This is a genomic window from Algoriphagus aestuariicola, assembly GCF_017254835.1.
Lineage (GTDB): Bacteria > Bacteroidota > Bacteroidia > Cytophagales > Cyclobacteriaceae > Algoriphagus > Algoriphagus aestuariicola.
Window position 1 is genome coordinate 73,899 of the sequence record NZ_JAFKCW010000007.1, and the last position, 20,486, is coordinate 94,384.

Annotated in this window: 18 protein-coding genes; 9 read left to right on the forward strand and 9 right to left on the reverse strand. The window is 47.3% G+C overall.

Annotation, left to right across the window (positions count from 1 at the left end):
• Nucleotides 1-54 precede the first annotated feature (54 nt).
• The 6 genes from J0A67_RS22365 (at nucleotide 55) to J0A67_RS22390 (ending at nucleotide 7,228) form a co-directional block, all read left to right on the forward strand.
• The gene (locus J0A67_RS22365; protein WP_241265303.1) at nucleotides 55-1,758 is read left to right on the forward strand and encodes a hypothetical protein; all 1,704 of its coding nucleotides are present in this window, start codon (nucleotides 55-57) and stop codon (nucleotides 1,756-1,758) included.
• Nucleotides 1,759-1,817: 59 nt separating this feature from the next.
• Nucleotides 1,818-3,650: an ABC transporter ATP-binding protein gene (locus J0A67_RS22370; protein WP_206571622.1), complete on the forward strand. Its 1,833-nt coding sequence runs from the start codon at nucleotides 1,818-1,820 to the stop codon at nucleotides 3,648-3,650.
• A gap of 30 nt (nucleotides 3,651-3,680) precedes the next feature.
• Nucleotides 3,681-4,046, forward strand: coding sequence for a hypothetical protein (locus J0A67_RS22375; RefSeq protein ID WP_206571623.1), 366 nt, complete (start codon nucleotides 3,681-3,683; stop codon nucleotides 4,044-4,046).
• A 65-nt stretch (nucleotides 4,047-4,111) separates the two neighbouring features.
• Nucleotides 4,112-5,650 carry a YifB family Mg chelatase-like AAA ATPase gene (locus J0A67_RS22380; protein WP_206571624.1) on the forward strand — a complete coding sequence of 513 codons (1,539 nt, stop codon included), beginning with the start codon at nucleotides 4,112-4,114 and terminating at the stop codon, nucleotides 5,648-5,650.
• A gap of 30 nt (nucleotides 5,651-5,680) precedes the next feature.
• Complete coding sequence (locus J0A67_RS22385) at nucleotides 5,681-6,598, forward strand: ORF6N domain-containing protein (RefSeq protein ID WP_241265304.1); 918 nt, start codon at nucleotides 5,681-5,683, stop codon at nucleotides 6,596-6,598.
• A gap of 138 nt (nucleotides 6,599-6,736) precedes the next feature.
• Nucleotides 6,737-7,228, forward strand: a complete 492-nt coding sequence (locus J0A67_RS22390; protein WP_206571626.1) for a GRAM domain-containing protein — start codon at nucleotides 6,737-6,739, stop codon at nucleotides 7,226-7,228.
• A 99-nt stretch (nucleotides 7,229-7,327) separates the two neighbouring features.
• On the opposite strand, the gene J0A67_RS22395 is transcribed toward J0A67_RS22390, so the two are convergent.
• From J0A67_RS22395 to J0A67_RS22410, 4 genes are all read right to left on the reverse strand, one after another.
• The gene (locus J0A67_RS22395) at nucleotides 7,328-9,511 is read right to left on the reverse strand and encodes a xanthine dehydrogenase family protein molybdopterin-binding subunit (protein ID WP_206571627.1); all 2,184 of its coding nucleotides are present in this window, start codon (nucleotides 9,509-9,511) and stop codon (nucleotides 7,328-7,330) included.
• A 3-nt stretch (nucleotides 9,512-9,514) separates the two neighbouring features.
• Entirely contained in the window at nucleotides 9,515-9,976 is a 462-nt protein-coding gene (locus tag J0A67_RS22400; RefSeq protein ID WP_206571628.1) for a (2Fe-2S)-binding protein, read from the reverse strand.
• A gap of 336 nt (nucleotides 9,977-10,312) precedes the next feature.
• Nucleotides 10,313-11,149, reverse strand: a complete 837-nt coding sequence (locus tag J0A67_RS22405; protein WP_206571629.1) for an MBL fold metallo-hydrolase — start codon at nucleotides 11,147-11,149, stop codon at nucleotides 10,313-10,315.
• Nucleotides 11,146-11,538 carry a PAS domain-containing protein gene (locus J0A67_RS22410; RefSeq protein ID WP_206571630.1) on the reverse strand — a complete coding sequence of 131 codons (393 nt, stop codon included), beginning with the start codon at nucleotides 11,536-11,538 and terminating at the stop codon, nucleotides 11,146-11,148. Before J0A67_RS22410 ends, J0A67_RS22405 begins: the two co-directional genes overlap by 4 nt.
• 135 nt (nucleotides 11,539-11,673) lie before the next feature.
• On the opposite strand from J0A67_RS22410, the gene J0A67_RS22415 reads away from it, so the two are divergent.
• Complete coding sequence (locus J0A67_RS22415; protein WP_206571631.1) at nucleotides 11,674-12,114, forward strand: DUF2214 family protein; 441 nt, start codon at nucleotides 11,674-11,676, stop codon at nucleotides 12,112-12,114.
• Nucleotides 12,115-12,243: 129 nt separating this feature from the next.
• On the opposite strand, the gene J0A67_RS22420 is transcribed toward J0A67_RS22415, so the two are convergent.
• Both J0A67_RS22420 and J0A67_RS22425 read right to left on the reverse strand, forming a co-directional pair.
• A complete protein-coding gene (locus J0A67_RS22420; protein WP_206571632.1) occupies nucleotides 12,244-13,569 on the reverse strand; it encodes an acetylxylan esterase in 1,326 nt (441 codons plus the stop codon).
• A 74-nt stretch (nucleotides 13,570-13,643) separates the two neighbouring features.
• Complete coding sequence (locus tag J0A67_RS22425) at nucleotides 13,644-14,735, reverse strand: 6-phosphofructokinase (RefSeq protein WP_206571633.1); 1,092 nt, start codon at nucleotides 14,733-14,735, stop codon at nucleotides 13,644-13,646.
• A gap of 188 nt (nucleotides 14,736-14,923) precedes the next feature.
• Between J0A67_RS22425 and J0A67_RS22430 the strand changes: the two genes are divergently transcribed.
• Nucleotides 14,924-15,868, forward strand: a complete 945-nt coding sequence (locus J0A67_RS22430) for a polyphosphate kinase 2 family protein (protein ID WP_241265305.1) — start codon at nucleotides 14,924-14,926, stop codon at nucleotides 15,866-15,868.
• 156 nt (nucleotides 15,869-16,024) lie between these two features.
• On the opposite strand, the gene amaB is transcribed toward J0A67_RS22430, so the two are convergent.
• Nucleotides 16,025-17,569 carry an L-piperidine-6-carboxylate dehydrogenase gene (amaB, locus tag J0A67_RS22435; protein WP_206571634.1) on the reverse strand — a complete coding sequence of 515 codons (1,545 nt, stop codon included), beginning with the start codon at nucleotides 17,567-17,569 and terminating at the stop codon, nucleotides 16,025-16,027.
• Between the two features lie 65 nt (nucleotides 17,570-17,634).
• Nucleotides 17,635-18,645, reverse strand: a complete 1,011-nt coding sequence (locus tag J0A67_RS22440; protein WP_206571635.1) for a DUF4421 domain-containing protein — start codon at nucleotides 18,643-18,645, stop codon at nucleotides 17,635-17,637.
• A 302-nt stretch (nucleotides 18,646-18,947) separates the two neighbouring features.
• Between J0A67_RS22440 and J0A67_RS22445 the strand changes: the two genes are divergently transcribed.
• The gene (locus tag J0A67_RS22445) at nucleotides 18,948-19,727 is read left to right on the forward strand and encodes a glycosyltransferase family 2 protein (protein WP_206571636.1); all 780 of its coding nucleotides are present in this window, start codon (nucleotides 18,948-18,950) and stop codon (nucleotides 19,725-19,727) included.
• On the opposite strand, the gene J0A67_RS22450 is transcribed toward J0A67_RS22445, so the two are convergent.
• Complete coding sequence (locus tag J0A67_RS22450) at nucleotides 19,728-20,438, reverse strand: glycosyltransferase family A protein (RefSeq protein WP_206571637.1); 711 nt, start codon at nucleotides 20,436-20,438, stop codon at nucleotides 19,728-19,730.
• Nucleotides 20,439-20,486: the final 48 nt, after the last annotated feature.

Here is a 20,486-nt window from a genome sequence, read left to right on the forward strand (position 1 = left end):
CGGACTTTGCGCCGTCGGGCTTTTTTAGTGGCAATTCTTTTTTAGATTTAAGCGATGCAAAAAACCACCTCCATCCGACAGTTTGGGCTATTTGCCTTTGGGCTGGCCTTTTTTTTCTCTATTCATTCCAGCTTGGCCCAAGGAGCCTACGTTCCTTACGACAGGGACTATTACCACAAAGTAGAGCGCTATGAAATCCTCCAGGGCACCAACAATCCCTTTTTCAATAGCGGATACAAGCCCTATCGAAGGGACATCCTGGCAAAATACCTAGACAGCTTGGCGGCAAACCCAGAGGTGATCCAATCCAAGGCCGATCAATTCAACCTCGACTACCTAAGTCAGGACAACTGGGAATTTTCAGAAAGGGAAATACCAGCCTCCAAAAAGCCATTCCTAAAATCCCTATACCGTCAACCTGGGGATTTTGCACACTACGAGGGGGAGGACTTTGGAATACATCTCAGCCCGGTGATCTATCTGAGCGGGGGTACCGAGACGGACAACGACCGAAACCCGGCGCGACTCGCCAGAGGTTTGGTGGTGCGGGGCTCAGTGGACAAAAAAGTGGGATTTTACACCTACCTGACCACTTCGGAGGTCTTTTTCCCCAGTTGGGTAAAAGACTATGCGGAATACAACGGCGCAGTACCGGGAGAAGGGTTTTGGAAAGAGTATAAAGATGAGGGTTACAACTACTTTTCCGCACTTGGGCATGTTTCCTTTCAGATCACCAAGCATATCGAGATTCAAGTTGGGCACGATCGCAATTTTGCAGGCGAGGGCTATCGCTCTTTTCAGATCTCTGATTTCTCCAACCCCTACATGTTTGTCAAGTTCAACACGAAAGTTTGGAAGTTCCAGCTGACCAACCTCTGGACCCAAATGACTGCCGATGTATTCTACGACCGGGGAAGGCCAACCGACGGAAGATACCCTCAGAAATATTTCGCGTACAACCGTCTCGGTTTTAATGTTGGGAAAAACGCCAATCTCGGCTTTTTCTCCTCCATCATGACCGACAAAATCAACTTCAACTACTTCAACCCATTCATCTTCCTGCGCTGGGTGGAGCAGCAGCAGGGTACGCCGGACAAAGTCATGCTGGGCTTGGATGCAAAGTGGATTTTTGTGCCGGGGATGGAGGTCTACGGACAGTTTGCGTTGGATGAGTTTGTTTTCAACGAGTTCTTTGAAATCGACGGAGACGGGTCAAAACGCAACAAATATGGCGCTCAGCTGGGCTACAAGTACATCAACATCTTCGGCCTGAGAAACCTGGATTTTCAGCTAGAATGGAATCAGGCGAGACCTTATACTTTCCAGGAAAAATTTGAACACCAATCCTATTCCAACTGGAGAACGCCCCTCACCCATCCAAGGGGAGCAAATTTCAGGGAGTTTGTCAGCATTTTCCGCTATCAGCCTCTGCCAAGACTTGATCTGAATCTCACGGGCTTGTACCAGTATTTCGGAGCGGATGAAAGCACCGAAGTCAACTGGGGCGGAGACGTGTTGAAAAACCGACTGGAGGATAGTCCCACCGGGCTGTTTGACAATTACATTGGACAGGGAGTAGAAAACAAGGTCATCCAATCCAACCTGACAGCTTCCTACATGCTAAAGCACAATTTCTTTGTCGATGCTTCACATACCTTCCGAAGGAGGACAGCCCAAGACTTGGATGAGCCGCTGAGTAGCCACTACTTGCAATTGGCTTTCAGGTGGAATTTCGTCAAACCCGATTTCAACTATTGACAAAAACCCATGCGATCAATTTTGCGTAACTTGCGGGTCTAATTACCCCAACTCGCTTGATGAAAACCTACCTGCGAATCTTGTCCTATGCACGTCCTTTTGGCAGATTCGTTCCCACATATATCTTCTACACGCTCTTTTCGATCATCTTTGGCTTGATCAACTTCACGTTGCTCAAGCCGCTTTTTGACGTCATCTTCGAGCAGGTAGAGCCTGCCACTCTGGAGCAATACCGTACCCTGCCTCCTTTTTCCTTTTCCGTGGAATATTTCACCGGACTATTCAACCATTTTTTCCTAACCGTACAGGACGACTATGGGAAAATGGGAACGTTGGTATTCGTCTGTATTATCATCGTGATCTCAGTGTTCCTGTCCAATCTGTTCACCTATCTCTCGGGAGTGGTTTTGGCCAAGGTCCGCGCAACGGTCATCAAAGGCATGCGGATGGATATATTCAACAAAGTTGGGACGCTTCATATCGGCTACTTTTCCAACGAAAGAAAAGGGGATCTGATGTCTAAGATGACCAACGACGTACAGGAAGTCGAGAACACCATCGTACAGTCCCTTCGAGTAGTCTTCCGCGAGCCAGCGACGATCATCCTCTATTTCTCCGTGTTGTTTTTCATGTCGGTCAAGCTGACGCTCTTCACGATCTTGATTATCCCCATCTCGGGAGCAATCATAGGCGGGATCACCCGGAGATTGAAAAAGCGCGCGGTACAAAGCCAGCAGTCCCTTGGGCGTATCGCGAATATCCTGGATGAAACTCTGGGAGGAATGAGGGTCATCAAGGCCTTCAATGCGGAACGTTTTATTGCGGAAAAATTTGACGAGGAGACGGACTACTACTCCCATGTCAACGTGAGCATGGCCCGTAAAAACGAGCTGGCTTCGCCTATTTCCCAGTTTCTGGGAGTGAGCGTGGTGGCTGGGATTCTTGTCTATGGGGGCAGTCTGGTACTCAGCGGGGAGTCGGATTTGGGAGCGTCGGACTTCATCACCTACATCATTATCTTCACCCAAGTGCTTAATCCCGCCAAGGAAATCTCTCGCGCTGTATCGAGCATTCAGCGCGGCATCGCCTCGGCTGAGCGTATTTTCGAGGTCATCAATACCAAAACCCAAATCGAGGCGCCGACGAACCCCAAGCCCATCAGCGGTTTCCATGAGGCCATCGAATTCGATCAGGTATCGTTTGGCTATGAGGACAAGCTGGTACTGAGGAATGTCAATTTCAAGCTGGAAAGAGGGAAAACAATCGCGCTAGTAGGGCCATCTGGCGGCGGAAAGTCCACTTTGGCGGATTTGGTTCCGAGATTTTACGACCCGACTTCTGGGTCGATCCGCCTAGATGGCACGGATATCCGGGACTTTTCCCCCTCCGATCTCAGGAGTCTCATGGGGATAGTCACCCAGGAATCCATCCTGTTCAACGACACCGTGTTTAACAATATCGCTTTCGGTATCGAAAATGCCACCGAGGAGCAGGTCATCGAGGCAGCCAAAATCGCCAATGCCCACGGATTTATTTCCCAGCTGGAGAATGGCTACCAAACCTCCATCGGCGAGCGAGGCTCCAAGCTATCCGGAGGACAAAGACAGCGCTTGAGTATTGCTAGAGCGGTACTAAAAAACCCTCCCATTTTGATTTTGGACGAGGCGACATCGGCGCTGGATTCGGAATCGGAGCTGTTGGTACAGGAGGCATTGACGAAACTCATGAACAACCGCACAACTCTGGTGATTGCCCATCGCCTCAGCACGATACAGCATGCCGATGAAATTCTGGTCATCGAACAAGGCCAAATCGTCCAGCGAGGATCCCACTCCGACCTGATGGCAGTTGACGGACTTTACCAAAAACTATCAAGTATTCAGTCAGTTTGATTAAATTAGAAATCACCAATTGTTCTACTCATGAAAAAAATCGCGCAATTTCTTCAAATCGCACTTTTGCTCTATTTCCTGTTATTCCTTGTTTTTTTCTTTTCATTTGACTCTCTCGGCTCCGCATTTGGGATGGATCCGATCACCCCTGAGTCCATGGTGAAAGTGTTCTTAACAGGCTTCATCCTGTTCGTGGTTACTTGGGCTGCCAGCCGGATGCACCAGAGCTCCATGGACACAGAAGCGAAAAAAATGCAAACCAAGATGAATGAACTAAAAGCAAAGCTCTATGATTTCGAGCACCCCAAGACAACGGTTATCCCCAATCCTGCACCTCCGAAGAGTCAGGAAGACACGGGAGGGATTATTCGCCCAAGAAAAAATGTCACAGATTAATAAAGATTTAATTTTCGCAATCCAGTATATTGAGGAGACCAAACATCTCCTCTTTTATTTTTCCTATGGTCGCTAAAACCTTTGGGAGCGCCGTCTCCGGAGTCGATGCCAATCTCATCACCATCGAAGTCAATGTAGGACAGGGCACTAGCTTTTTCATGGTGGGCCTGCCAGATTCTGCCGTAAAAGAATCCCAGCAGCGTGTGGAGTCCGCCCTGAAATATTTCAACTACCGCATGCCCCGTCAGAAAGTGGTCGTCAACCTGGCCCCTGCGGATATCCGCAAGGAAGGCTCAGCCTACGACCTGCCCATTGCCATGGGGATACTTCAGGCTTCAGAACAGGTCTCATTTTCAGAACTGGAGCGCTACGTGATCATGGGTGAGCTGGCCCTTGACGGAAATCTCCGTCCCATCAAGGGCGTTTTGCCCATCGCCATCGAAGCAAGAAAACGGGGATTCAAGGGTTTTATCCTCCCTCTGGAAAATGCCAAAGAAGCTTCCATCGTAAACAACATTGACATCATCGGCGTGGAGACCTTGGATCAGGCAGTCGATTTTCTTCAAGGGAATCTGGAGATCAAACCCTTGGTCACCGACACACGGGAGATTTTTTACAATTCTTTGGATGATACTGAATTCGACTTTGCAGACGTGCAGGGCCAGGAAAACATCAAACGGGCCATGGAGATCGCCGCCGCAGGAGGACACAACGTGATCATGATAGGGCCTCCCGGAGCTGGCAAAACCATGCTGGCTAAGCGCCTGCCTTCTATTTTGCCTCCTCTTTCTCTTCAGGAAGCCTTGGAGACTACAAAAATCCACTCCGTGGCCGGAAAGCTCGGAAAACATGCCTCTCTTTTGGCACAAAGGCCATTTCGCAGTCCCCACCACACCATCTCCGATGTGGCCTTGGTAGGTGGCGGTGGCAATCCTCAACCCGGGGAAATATCACTTGCACATAACGGAGTTCTATTTCTCGACGAATTGCCCGAGTTTAAGCGTACGGTACTGGAAGTGATGCGTCAGCCTTTGGAGGAGCGCAAGGTCACCATCTCTCGCGCGAAAGTCTCGGTGGACTACCCGGCTAATTTTATGCTGATCGCCAGCATGAACCCCTGCCCCTGCGGCTATTATAACCACCCGGAGAAAGAATGTGTCTGCGGCCCAGGAATCGTGCAACGCTACCTAAACAAGGTAAGCGGACCGCTGCTCGATCGTATAGACCTTCATGTGGAAGTGACGCCGGTTAGGTTCGAGGAAATGACTTCGACCCGAAAAACCGAACCGAGCAAGGTCATCCGAGAACGAGTCATCAAAGGACGCGAGCGCCAAAAGACCCGATTTCAAAATAATCCTGAAATCTACTGCAATGCGATGATGCCTTCCCACTTGGTCAAAGAAATCTGCCAAATCAACGAGGCTGGCAAAACCCTACTCAAAACTGCCATGGAGCGCCTCGGCCTCTCAGCCCGCGCCTATGACCGCATCCTCAAAGTAGCCCGAACTATCGCCGACATAGCGGATAGTGAAAATATCCGAGTGGAGCATCTGGCCGAAGCCATCCAATACCGAAGCTTGGACAGAGAAGGCTGGGCGGGGTGAGTCTTTAGAGGGAAGACAATGGAACAAGTAATGAAGGAACATATCGAAGAAAAGATCTATACGATAAGAGGTGTACAAGTCATGCTGGACCAAGATTTGGCAGGTCTGTACCAGGTCACTACTTCAAGACTCAATGAGCAGGTAAAAAGAAATAAGAGTCGTTTTCCAGATTCTTTTGTTTTTCAGTTGACCGAAGCTGAATGGAGAAACCTTATCGCTCAGCTAAATATTCCCGGGGGTAATACTTTGACATCGCAAATTGCGACATCAAGTCGAAGGCATGGAGGAAGAAGACATCTCCCATATGCCTTCACCGAACAGGGAGTTGCGATGCTTTCGGCGGTATTGAGAAGTGAAGTAGCCGTGCAGGTCAGTATCCAAATCATGCAGGCCTTTGTCAACATGCGCAGCTTTCTGCTGAAAAATGCTTCCGTATTTCAACGTCTTGACCAGCTGGAACTAAAACAACTGAAAACCGAAGCAAAATTTGAAGAAGTATTCAGGGCCTTAGAATCAAGACAGGACAAACCCGAAAAAGGAATTTTCTTTGACAGCCAGATCTTCGATGCTTATGTCTTTGTCGCCGAACTGATCAAAAACGCAAAACAAGAAATTATCCTGATCGACAACTACGTCGACGAGTCAGTACTGCTACTATTATCCAAACGCGATCCCGGTGTTCAAGCCACTATCTATACCAAGACTTCTAAACAGCTGGAACTGGACTTGAAAAAACATCAAGCCCAATATGCGACTGTAGCCATCAAGCCTTTGGAAAAAAGCCATGATCGCTTTATGATCATCGACCGACGGGAACTGTACCATATCGGGGCCTCCCTCAAAGATCTTGGCAAAAAATGGTTTGCCTTTTCTCGAATGAACGGCATGACTGCAATCCTCTTGGCACAACTCGAAGTAGAAAGAAGTAAAGCTGACAATAGCATTTAAAAAACAATTGCTCCTTCAAACTGAAACCAACATTTTAGCATATCGAAATAGTAAAGCCCAACAAGGCAAAGAGTCAACATGGAAATAGGAACAGAAATACCAACACTGAGTACAAAACAAAAAATCACCTCTTCGATTTTGCCAGCAATCCTTTATGGAGGGCTAGACTTCCTATTTGATTATCTGATGAATGGCGAAGTAAAACACTTTTACAGCCATATAATTCAGGGAGTTTGTTTTGGAGCATTGGTGGGTTTTGGATTCCCTTATCTGACCGGAAAATTCGGGCCTCGCTATGTCGCAAAAATCGGAAAAAGCATCAAACCCGACTTGGCGGAAAATGAGCAAATCGAAGTAGAAGGCCCTGCCAATCTCTTCCGCGGAATCGAAGGAGTTGGCGGAAAACTATTCTTGACGAATGAAAGGCTCATCTTCAAATCCCACAAACTCAATATCCAAAACGGCCAGACTGATATCGACTATAAACACATAGCCGAGGTCTTTGGAAGAAAAACAGCAAACCTAATTGACAACGGAATCCGAATCAAAACCACAGACAGAAAGGAATATGACTTTGTCGTCGGAGATAGGGATTTGTGGATTGAGAGAATCAACGAGAAAGCACGGTAGAATTGTGCGATTCCAGTCTAGGTTAGCGAAAAAAGACCTTCTGAAGGATAATTTCTTCAGAAGGTGTTCTTGATTTTTTTGAAAAGTGCTTTGCTAGCATTAAGAATTCAAAGCTTCTAACACCCGATCTGGGGTGAATGGCATATGTCGTAAATATTTTCCGGTTAATTGTAGGAAAGCATTGGCAATGGCTCCAGCCACCATGGGGGTAGCTGTTTCTCCAACTCCTTGGGGAGTTTCTCCAGATGGAATTAAAACTGTTTCAATGATGTCTGGCGAATCCTGCATTCTCAATAAAGAATAATCATTGAAATTATTTTGCTGGATGTGACCATCGACCACGGAAATTCTTTCTTTGAGAGCACTGCTGATGCCCATGATAATTCCTCCTTCCATTTGGGCTTTGACATTGTCGGGTTGAATGATGGTTCCAGCATCCAAAGCAATCCAAACGCGATGCACTTTGATTTCGCCAGTTTCCTTATTTAGAGAAATCTCACAAACTCCGGTGCCCAAAGAGCCATGTTCCACAAAAGAAATCCCTTTGGCAAAACCCTCAGGAGAAGGTTCAGCCCAATTAGAAATTTCCACTGCTTTTTCCAAAGTAGCCAAAGCCCTAGGAGAATTGGCCATCAGCTTTCTCCGAAGATCGACTGGATCCATTTTTTGGTCATAGGCAATTTGATCCAATATGGATTCAATGGCGAATTTATTCGGGCCATGTCCGACCGAACGCCAATGCTTCAATCGAATCCCGTGGGTAGTTGATCTCCAATCGGCAAACTGATTCGGAATGGCATAGTGATCATTTTGGATTCCACTGGCCACCAGGTTTCCTCCATCTCCCACCACTGTATGGGAAAATGCATTGATATTTCCTGAAGCGTCAACACTTGCTTTGATTCGTTGTAGCGACATCGGTCGGTAAGTACCATAGCGTAGGTCATCTTCTCTGGTCCAAATGAGTTTGACGGGTTTTGGAGCTACTTCTTTTGCTAAAACAGCACATTCTTCCACAAAGTCACTGAGGCTTCTTCTTCCAAAACCGCCTCCCAGATACTGCAAATGGACGTTGACATTTTCTGGTGGGATTCCCAATATTCCTGGAACCCCGAGTTTCGTATCCATTCCCTGTTGGCTGCCGACCCAGACTTCAGCTTTCTGCAGATCCTCCGAAACTTGAATAACTGCATTCAGTGGCTCTAATTGAGCATGATATACATAGTCGTTTTTATAATCGGCTTGGTAGACTTTGGAGGCATTTCGAAGGGCCTTTGAAACATCCCCTTCATTTGTGATGACCTCTCCCGACTGATTTTGATTGGCAATCTTTTCGTATTCCTGATAGATTTCTTCGGAATTGAAACCTGAAGCATCTGAACTGCTCCAATCAATTTTGAGTTGGCTTTTCGCTTTCAAAGCTTGCTCTAATTTGGAAGCTATCACACCGATGGCATAGTCAAAAGGAACAAGTTTGATCACTCCCTCCATGCCCAAAATTTCAGACTCATTGAGCAAAGTGGGTTTTGCGCCATGGAGATTTCCTCTTTCCAAAACTCCATAAACCATGTCAGGAAGCCGGACATCAATGGCAAACTGCGCAGTGCCATCAACTTTTGAAGGGATTTCCGTCCTAGGGATTTCATGACCGATCAACTTGAATTTGTCCAGGGCTTTCAGTGGCACTTCTGATAAATCCGGCAAAGTTTCTCCAGCAACCAAATAGGGGATCAACTCTCCGTAGGAAATCGTTTTAGCCGATTCAGTATGAGAAACCACACTGTTTTCAACGCTTAACTCTTTTATAGGCACTTTCCAATGCTGAGCTGCAGCATGGAGCAAAATAGCTTTTGCTTGGGCACCTGCTGTTCGCATCGTATTGAAATAACTATTGGTAGTTCTGCTACCAACCGTAAACATCATCTTGCTGCCAGGAGACCAACCGGGAGAACCATAAGTTTCACTTTCCTGAGGGGAAAACTCCACTTTTACTTTAGACCAATCGGCATCCATTTCTTCGGCAAAAATCAAAGGCAAAGAAGTCATGGAACCCTGTCCCATTTCTGAGGCAGGATTATAAATTATGATCTGACCATCTTCTGAAATCTTTACCCATGCTGTAATGGCATGTTTTTCGAATTGTTGTTGGATCGTCTTGGAGTCTGAACAGGAAACCAACGCGGGAAAAATCCCAGATGCTCCAATAAATAATGCGATCCCGCTTGAAGATTTTAGAAATTCTCTACGGTTTAAGATTCCGTTTTTTTGTGATGTTGGAAGCATGGTTTATTGATTTTGCGCTGCTAGTTGGATCGCTTGTACAATTCTCAAATAAGTACCACAGCGACAAATATTTCCATTCATATGAGCCTTGATTTCCTCTTTGGAAGGACTTGGATTGTTTTCTAACAAGGCTGCAGCTTGCATAATCTGGCCAGAGTGACAGTAGCCGCATTGGGGTGCCTGCACTTCCACCCAAGCTTTTTGAAGGGGATGGTCTCCTCGTTCAGATAAGCCTTCTATGGTTTTGATCCTTTCTCCCTTCGAAAAATCGTCTACCGAAAGTACACAGGCCTTCATAGGAGAACCATCCACATGAATGGTACAAGCACCGCATTGCGCAATACCACATCCATATTTGGTTCCAGTCAAACCCAAATGTTCCCTAAGCACCCAAAGCAAAGAAGTACCTTTATCTACCTCTACTGTATGATTTTGATCGTTGATCGAAAGTGTATAGGATGGCATAGATTGACTTTTTTTACTATTCAAATTACTGAAAAAAAGCCAATTGCCAAATTGATGAATTTGCTACACTATCAACAGACATATCTAAGTAGAATCAAAAAATGGTTGTTACATCAGGGTGGGATTTGCCTACTTTAATAGTTCCATCACCTCTCCAAGAGGGAAGTGTTTAGGCATCGATGGTGCTAGTGCAGATTTCTTTTGCCAGTTGTTTAATGGTCTTCATTGCCGTTCCAGTTTGGGCTAAACCAAAAAAACTTCTGAATTGTCGAGGCCTTCAGAAGTTTTATTTTTTATCACTTGTCAATCCAAGCAAGGCATCCAGAAAGCTAAGTCCTAGTCCAACTCAAACTCGTCACCCTCAGCGCACATTCGCACTTCTATATCAGACTCACGCTCCAGGCAGGCGGTTTCGAGCATTTCATCGATCTCGACGTCAGTACGAGTAGGTTCATGGTGGATAAGCTGTAGTTTCTTGACTTTGCACAGCTCTGCAAAGGCAATCGCATCCTGCACTGAGCAATGCCCCCAGCCCGTCTTGGCAAAGTACTCTCTATCGGTATAGCTTCCATCGTGGAAAAGAATATCTGCCGACTTGGCAATCTCAAAGCCAGAAGTCCATTCCGGATCATTGGGAAAGTTGCATGATCCCAATTGTAGCTCATGGTCGGGAATATATGCGACGACCGACCTCTCGGTCATCAGGCGATAGCCCAAAGTTGGCCCCGGATGGCAGATATATTCGCTTTGGATCATGACCTCACCTATGGAAAATTCCTCGTTGTTCAATTCATGAATGACAGGGTGCTTCGGAAGTTCATTGAATCGGATCGGAAACAACGGAGGAGAAAAATACCTTCGAAGACGATTAATCAACGATTCGCAGGATGCGGAGGGCCCCCAGATATGAACTGTCACGTCCGGGTTGTACAGGGGGAGAAAAAAGCCCAAGCCCATCATATGGTCAATATGTAGGTGGGTCAGTAAAATGTGGATCTCCTTTAGTTCTGTGCTGAGATACCTGCCCAAACGCTGTATCCCTGACCCCGAATCCAAAATGATGCAGGCATCCCCATGCGTCACCTCAAAGCAGGAGGTGTTACCGCCAAAGCGATAATTTTCAGGCCCAGGTGATGGAAGGGAACCTCTGCATCCCCATACTTTTACCTTCATGACTCGCTTTTCCAAAACATCGCTATGGCACCCAGATACCTATTGGGTCTCCCCTCCAAGGGAAAGGAAGTGACCGTGATGACCACTCTTTCGCCTTTGACATTGTCTATGCTAAACGATCCGTGAGCAGGCTGGCGTGTGTTCAACGTACGAACCAACGGCAGGTCTTCTGGGGGCATGGGATTTCCATCAAGATCTGCTGGGCGGAACATCGTCGCCCATTCCTCTACTCTCATCCCTCCTGTGTCTGTAAACCTCAATCCCAAAATCCCTTCGGCGGCCTCATTGTAAAAAAGAAGGTTTCCTTCGGGATCTACCAAAAAAAATGGCATGCTAAGGCTGTCTCCAAATTGCCTGGCCAAAATCAATTCCAAAGGCTGTGCTGGCATGGTCGAGAGGGTCTATATAAAAATCAAGAAAAGTTAAACATTTTTCAGGATAGCATACTGTTCATTTTTAGGGAAATGCCTGGCTGAAATCCCAGAAAAATTTCAAAACTTTAGGATTCCCTCTCGCAGAACCAGATGAGTACAGAATTGCTCCTAAGATTTTTTCATTTTGTCAGCATTTTTGCCATCGTGGGTGTATTGGTATCAGAACACCTACTGTTGAAGCCCCGGTTAAGCAAAAAAGAAATCGGCCAACTCGCCAAAATTGATGGGCTATACGGTTTTGCTGTATTGACGCTATTGGGGGCGGGGCTGACGCTGTGGCTGGGAGGGTTTGGAAAACCAACTGAATTTTACACCGAAAATCCAGTCTTTCACCTAAAATTGACCCTGTTTATCTCCATTGGACTCCTTTCAATTTACCCTACCGTCTTCTTTCTGAAAAATCGAAAAGGAAATCCACAGGATATAGTAGACATTCCAAAGGCTATTTTTTGGCTGATCCGAGCGGAACTGTTGCTGCTCTTTCTCATTCCGATTTTAGCAGGCATGATGGCCAAGGGAATCGGTTTGTAACAGAAATATGACAGCTGAATGCGGAAAACGCGCCAGTTGCCCAAGCAATTCCCCTATCCGGTCATCCTAGATACGAATGAGCGCAAAACCCAAAAATATCCCTTCGAGAAAGCCAGGATTATCGGATCCTTACTTTTTCAACTTTTCAAAAAGCCAATCTTCGGATTTCTTGCCTTGCTCCGGGTAAGTCCAGTGTCCTGTCTCGGGGATCACAAAAACCTCCTTTGGGGCCTTGATTTCATTGTAAGCAGAATAATAGGAAGTCGGGGGACAGGTGTCGTCGTTGTAGCCCCAACTATAGAATCCAGGTGTCTTCAATATTCTCGCGAAATTTACCACGTCATAGTAGCTCAGGGTCTCAATCGCTTCAGGATAGTTGTAATACTGGAGGTTGTTTCCCGCAAACATGTGCGGCCAACCTCCCGCTCTACCATGGAGATAGCCGGTCATATCGCTCAGAGCGGGATACATGGAGGAGAGATACTTGATCCGCGGGTCAAGGGCGGCTGTGATAATTGACAAAGCCCCACCTTGACTTCCTCCATGGATTCCCAAATTACTTCCGTCAAACTGTGGCAATGAAAACAAAAAATCCACCGCGCGAATACAGCCCAGGTATACACGCTTGTAGTAGTAAATTTCCTTGTCCGAAATATTGAAATTCCAGTAACCGTTTAGCGCTCCACTGGCCAAATTGCTATATACATCCTGAGGCAAGTCAATCGGAATTCCGTGGATGCCGATCTGCAGCGTGATTGCGCCACGAGCTGCCTTTGCCATATCACCAAAGTAAGGGCGTATACCCGCTCCCGGCACCTGTAGAATTGCGGGGAACTTCCCAGCACCCTTTGGCACGGTTAGGACCCCATAAACCCGACTGTTTCTGATATTCTGGAAGTTTACATGATAAATATCCACCGCTTCCGTGCTTCTCTCCGGTATATGGATGATCTTGGCATCCAAGGGAACCTCCGCCAATTCCGCTTTCCCTTTGTCCCAAAAAGCCTGAAAGTCCTCGGGCATCTTCACCGTCGGCTTGATCATTTCAGGCTCAAAGGCTGCGGTCCCCAATCCCCTGTATTCCTTTCCGTCAATCGTGGCAAAAACTTCGCATCGGAGAAATCCGGGCGCTTTCATACCGGGAGCGGAAATTGAAGCCTTACCGTCTTTGAGTTGTAAAGGTCCCTCTTGGATAGGTTCCATTTTTTCCTCTTTGACAAAATAGCGAACGTTTTTCACCGGAACAGGCCGACCAGATTGGGTGACGGAGACGATAAAGTCTACTTTTTCCCCGACTTTGTACGTCCAATCCATCTTGTCCGGAGAAACAGAAATATCCAAATATTGCTTTTGGATCTGTGCAAAAGATGTCGCCGAAAAACTGACAACAAGTAGTATTAGAATTGCGAGTTTCAGGCTTTTGGTCGCCTTGATCGAAGAATGGGAAGGGGTCATTGTTTGGGGAAAAGATTAAAAGTTAGAAATTTTTATTTTTTGGGGAAATCAAATGTCTTGAACCTTCGCGAAACCTAGTCTCCGAAGAAAATACCGAGACCTTTCGCAGCCTCCACCAAAGTCCCCTTGGGATCGACGTAGTTGTAAGCGCTGATCGCTTCTTTGATTGGCACAGAGGTGTATTGGTTGTTTTTGAGCACGACTAGTTCTCCGTATTTCCCGGCCAGCACCAGCTCCATGGCTGTGACCCCGAAAACCGATGCAATCACCCGGTCATAAGCTATCGGCGTACCTCCCCTCTGTGTGTGCCCCAACACCGTCTCGCGAATATCAGCGGTGATCCCCGCATCCTTGAGCTGCTGGCTGAGCGCATAGCAGACGCCACCCAGACGGACCGCATGCCTTCCTTCCTCTCCCTTGGTTGCCGTGATCGTTCCGTCTTTGGCTTTTGCTCCCTCAGCTATCACAATATTGACAAAGCCACGTCCATCTACATAACGTTCGTTGATCTTGGATACCAGTGCTTGCAGATCATATGGAATCTCTGGGATCAGACAGATTTCAGCCCCGCCTGAGATGGCCGTGTAGAGAGCAATCCAACCCGCATCCCTGCCCATCACTTCCATGATCATTACCCGGTGATGACTGCTTGCAGTGGTCACCAGGCGATCGAATGATTCGGAGGCCGTTTGAACAGCGGTTTGGAAGCCAAAAGTAAAATCCGTGGAATTAAGATCATTGTCAATCGTCTTTGGAACACCCACTACGGGCATTCCCGCCTCAAACATCGCCTGGGAAATGGCCTGTGACCCATCCCCCCCAATATTTATCAACGCCTCAAAACCCTTTTCCTTCAAGCGGTCTACCAGCCAGGGTATCCGATTGATATACTTTATGTAGCCATCAGCTTGTTTTTCCGGATAGTTCATCGGATTGCCTTTGTTTGTTGTGCCGAGTATGGTCCCTCCTTTCACATGGATCCCCGCGACTGTTTTCTTATCTAGTCTGATCAAGCGGGTAGGTTCCTCCATCAGCCCATTGAGCGCTTCAAAGCTTCCCCAGACTTCCCAATCCTCCTCCTTGGAAGCTCGTTTTACAATCCCGCGGATGACCGCGTTGAGGCCAGGGCAGTCTCCGCCACCGGTGGCAACCAATAGTTTCTTCATAGCTTAATTCACGAGATTTTCAGTCGACAGCTTTTTTTTTAGTCGGTTTAAAAAAAAGAAGATAGGGAATATTTCAGGATTTTCCCTGTATCTTTTTACAAGCTTGGAGCGAATTTGAACGCAGGATTTACACCTATTTTCCAGCGCAAAGTCGCCTCAGCCTTATTTTTCCTTTTGAACAACAGACTATGATAGGCGAAGAAAACCTCACAGCGAAGACATTCAAAAAAATGAGCGACGAAGAGCTGATCAAGCGGGCGAAGAAATTTTCCAAACGCTACTGTGTCGGCAATGGCAAAGACTTCAAACTCAAAAACTTTTCCAGCTCACCAAAAAAAACGTTTGGTCCAGAAGACAAATCCACCTTCAAAGAAGCCTTGGAACAGGGAATCGACGCCTTGGCGGAGCTGCAGGAAGTGTTGTACGCCCAAGACAAATGGTCTCTGCTGGTAATCTTTCAAGCGATGGATGCTGCAGGAAAGGATGGCGCGATCAAGCATGTACTGTCCGGAGTCAATCCCCAAGGATGCCATGTCAACTCCTTCAAGGCACCAAGCGCGGAGGAACTGGACCATGATTTTCTCTGGCGCTGCATCACCAAATTGCCAGAACGGGGAAAAATCGGGATTTTCAACCGCTCCTATTACGAGGAAGTGCTGGTGGTGCGGGTACATGAGGGAATTCTGCGTAACCAAAAACTTCCACAAAAGCTAGTGACCAAAAAAATTTGGGAACAGCGCCTGGAAGACATCCATAATTTTGAAAAATACCTGCACCGCAACGGGACCAAGGTCATCAAAATCTTCCTCAACGTCTCCAAAGAGGAGCAAAAGTCGCGCTTTCTAGAGAGAATCGAAGAGCCGGACAAAAACTGGAAGTTTAGCTCATCGGATATCAAAGAAAGGGGCTATTGGGATCAGTACATGAAGGCTTACGAAGATGCGATCAGAAAAACCTCAACCAAGGACAGTCCTTGGTACGTGATTCCGGCGGACAACAAGCCCTATGCGCGCATTGCCGTGGCTTCAGCCATCATTCATGCCTTGGACGAAATGGACTTAGCCTTCCCCCAGCTGTCGGCCGAAGAGCAAGCCAAGCTTCAGGAGATGAAGCAGCTGCTGACGGAAGAATAGACAGCCGGAGTTTTAGGTAGCCATTCGCGATGATCAGCAGGTAGCTTGTACGATATTCTATAAAGTTAATTCTTGGTCAAGATGGGATCAAAACACCATATACGCTATGCTCAGGCATACCCAAGTGCTTGATACTAATATCTTGCTACTTGTTACTCAAATATCAAACTTGATCCCTTGCGCCAGCGGCAACGATGTACTGTAATTGATGGTATTGGTCTGGCGGCGCATGTAGGCTTTCCAGGCGTCCGAGCCTGATTCCCGCCCACCTCCGGTTTCTTTTTCTCCACCAAAGGCCCCGCCTATCTCGGCCCCGGAGGTTCCGATGTTGACATTGGCGATACCGCAGTCAGAGCCTGCGGCCGAAAGAAAAGCCTCTGCTTCTCTCATATTGGTAGTCATAATGGCCGAAGAAAGCCCTTGGGGAACTCCGTTTTGCAGTGCGATAGCCTCTGCCAAAGTTTTGTATTTAATCAGGTAGAGGATGGGGGCGAAAGTCTCATGTTGGACGATCTCAAAGTGGTTTTCAGCTTCAAAGATCGCCGGCTTCACGTAGCAGCCAGATTCAAAACCTTTCCCTCCAAGAACCCCTCCATCCACTACAGCCTTTCCTCCCTCGGCTTTGACTTTATCTATGGCAGCAAGGTAGCTCTCCACAGCGTCCCGATCGATCAAGGGGCCGACGTGGTTTCTCTCGTCGAGGGGATTGCCTATCACCAATTTGGAATAAGCCGAAGCAAGCCGGGTTTTGACTTCTTCGTAGACGGACTCTTGTATGATCAGGCGGCGTGTCGTGGTACATCGCTGTCCTGCGGTGCCTACTGCGCCAAAAAGGGCGCCCCGAATCGCGATGTCCAGATCGGCATTTTCAGTGATGATGATCGCGTTGTTACCGCCCAATTCCAGCAGTGATCGGCCAAGTCGCTCTCCCACCGCTTTGGCAACGAGTTTTCCCATTCGGGTGGACCCGGTCGCCGAAACCAATGGAACTCTTGGGTCATGCGATAGAAGTTCACCTACTTGGTGATCGCCTATGATCAGGGAAGAAATGCCTTCCGGCATCCCGTGTTGGGCGAATATTTTTCCGACGATGTGCTGGCAGGCCACCGCGGAGAGCGGTGCCTTTTCCGAAGGCTTCCAGACGCAGACGTCGCCGCAGACCCAGGCCAAAGCAGCATTCCATGACCAAACGGCAACGGGAAAATTGAAGGCAGAAATAATCCCCACGATCCCCAGCGGATGCCACTGCTCGTACATCCTGTGCCCAGGACGCTCGGAATGTATGGTCAGCCCATACAGCTGACGGGACAGTCCGACGGCAAAGTCGCAGATATCTATCATCTCCTGCACTTCTCCGAGCCCTTCTTGGTAGGACTTGCCCATCTCGTAGGAGACCAGCTTTCCCAAGTCTTCCTTGACTTCGCGTAGGGCATTCCCGATCTCCCGTACTATTTCCCCCCGCTGAGGAGCCGGTACCGTGCGCCATTTTTCAAATGCCAAATGTGCCTGTGCAATAACCGCTTCATAGGTCTCTGTATTGGCAGGTTGCACTTTCGCAATCAATTCTCCGTCAGCCGGTGAAAAAGACGAAAAGGAGGTTTCAACCGAATCCAGCCAGTTTATGCCGGTAGAAGAACCGAGATTTTCAGGCTTTATCCCTATTTTTTGCAAAGATTGCGAAATACCAAAGGTGTTAGTCATGGGAATGCTATGGAATGTTACTTAGCCCAAAGCTAAAAATAAAAGCGCTGATCGGCGACTTCGCGTCAGTTCAATATACGCTGGAGAATATTCAGTGGGTTAAATTTGGTATAGGTTTTCGTCAGCTTTGGGCCCGGGTTGATCTTATAGACCAAATTGATCCGGTAGTTGCCGGTATTGACGGACTGGGCGACCTCCTGCTGTTTGACTAGATTCAGATGCTTGTATACATAGCTTCCCGTAATCGAAAAGCGGTCGCCGTTATAACCCGCGAATCCCCTTAAAAAATATCCCGGCATCACTTCGACGCGCCGGGTTTCTTTGTCCTTGTCTGCTTTGGAAATCCCCAAGCCGAGATTTCCAGAGGCAGCACCGGTGAGAAAAAAACCTTTGCCCAAAACAAGCGTCCCAGCCATCCCCGCATTCGGACCAACCTGGAGAAAATCCCCTCGGGCGTAGTTCCCAGGAATCGCCCCATCTCGTTCGGGCAACACCAGAGAATCCCCGCTGATCCGCACATGATAGGATTCAAATCCAACCATTGGAGAGAATGCCGATTTTTTCTGAATGGAGGACTGGTGAAAAGCGGCGGACAGGGAAAGTTTTGAGCCATTGAAGAGATAGCTCCCGCTCACCCCGAGCTTTACCACACGAATATCTTCCCTCAGGTAATCTTCGTCCAGATTGTAGTAGTCCCTAATCATATAGCCATTGTAAAATTGCCCAAAGAGATCCACTATCCAATCCGTCAAGTACACGTGGGACTGTAAATCCAAAAAACCAGGCCAATCTTCCTTTCGGTCAGGGTTCATAAATGAAAGCGGAAAACCCACATTGAGGGTGAATTTTTGAAACGTGACACCCACCCCAAGATTCAGTCCGCTGTTCGGATCGTAAGTCCCAATCGGTTCTCCGTAATTGATAGCGGTGTATTTCCGGGAGACATAAGTCCTCAAAATCATCTTTTCAGGAGTCTCTTTAATATAGGTGGTATCTACGCCTTTACTCTGCGCAAGCAAAAAACCACCGTTAGCCACAAACAACAAAACAAGAAAAAAGCGATAAACCGACCCCATAGAAAATTTTTCAAACCCAATATAAAAAAAAGAACCCTGACCGAGGCCAGGGTTCCTTCAAAACTGTCAGAGTTCGAAAAATGGATCCGTGAGAATCTCATTTTTGAAAAAGAGAGATAGAGAAAAGTTGTTAATCACCAGACATAAAATTAGAACTTCCCTAATACTAAACAAATTATTCTTTGGATTTTTCTGATCGATAAATCTCGAAAGGATTCTTTTTCTATGATTTTTAAAAGAAATCGTAACCAAACCATGAAAAATAATTTCAATAACTTTCCGCTTCTAAAATCCGCCACCCCATGTCGACCCCTTTGGTTTCAATAGTTGTCCCTTGCTATAATCAGGCGAAATATCTGCGAGAAACGGTCGAAAACGCCTTGAAATCCACATATCGCCCTATTGAGATCTTGATCATCAATGACGGATCAAAGGACAATTCCTTGGAACTTGCACATCAATTGGCACAGGAGCATCCTGAAATCCGAGTGCTAGACCAGCCTAATGGGGGAGTGTCCGTGGCCCGAAACAACGGAATCAACTCCGCAAAGGGCGAAATCATCCTACCCTTGGACGGGGATGACTTGATCGCGCCAAACTATATGGAGGAGGCGGTCAACGTGTTGACGACTCGTCCGGAGGTCAGAGTAGTCTACTGCAAGGGGATCAAATTCGATGAAAATGGACAGAAAAAATGGAAACTAAAGCCTTTCAGCCTTTACAACCTTGCCCGTGACAACATGATTTTTCCGGCAACTTTCTTTCGCAGAAAGGACGCGCTAGAAGTGGGCGGCTTCTCGGACGACATGACCATGGGACGGGAAGACTGGGAGTTTTGGATCAAAATGCTCAAAAACGGAGGCGAGGTAGTTCAGCTCCCCTTCATTGGATATTTCTATCGGCTCACCCCGACCAGCAAGCGGAAGAAAACAGCGACTCACCAGAAAAAAATCGAACGTCTCGCTTACCTCAATTCAAAGCATAGGGATTTTTTCGAGCGTGAACTGAATGGACCACTGCGAATCCAAAGGACCTGGTCCAAGCCCTACAACACCCTGATGAGATGGCTCGGGCTGCTCTGATCAGATCTTGTCAAGTCCCTTCCAGAATTTGAAAAAATAATACTTTATAGGATTCGTGTACTTCAACTGCTTCCAGGGTCGACTCGCATGGGGTCGATGCCAAACCGGCGCATTCATCAATACAGAGTTTTCAAAACCCAACTCTAAAGACTTTTTGGAAATAAAAGTGTCGTACCAATCTTTCGCCTCGTCCAAGCCCGTAAAATCATAAAGATTGAGAAACTCCAATGAAAACAAGGTACAGCAAAAACTGAGGCTCCGCTGGGTGTTCAAGACTGACTCTTTCGCATCCTTGAATTTCAAATAGGGAAAGTTCACCGCGCCTTTTTCATCTACAGTCACCGACCCCACGAGACCTGAATTAGGATTATTTCTCTGAAATAAAAGGAGGTTTGAAATCGTATCAGGCTTAACCATCACATCGGATTCTACCACCAGTAGCGGCATGCCACCATCCAAAGCCATCTGTTGGGAAAGCTGCAACACGAGCTTGTAGTTTGGAGATGGATGGTCGGTGAGGTCTTCGATATGGATGAGCTCATAGCCGATCTTGGTTTTGTTTTCCTCCAGCTGCTGTTTGGTCTCCGGAGTGCTGAAGTCATTGAAGATCACATGGCGCACCAAAACGTCGGAAGCCGCGATAGCCCTTGCAGTATCCAAGGTCGTTTCAATGGAATTCTTTACCGGGGTAATTACGAGGACTTCAGCCATGAAAAGAGATTTTGGCTAAAATTAACTCATTCTGCCAAGGCAAAAAAA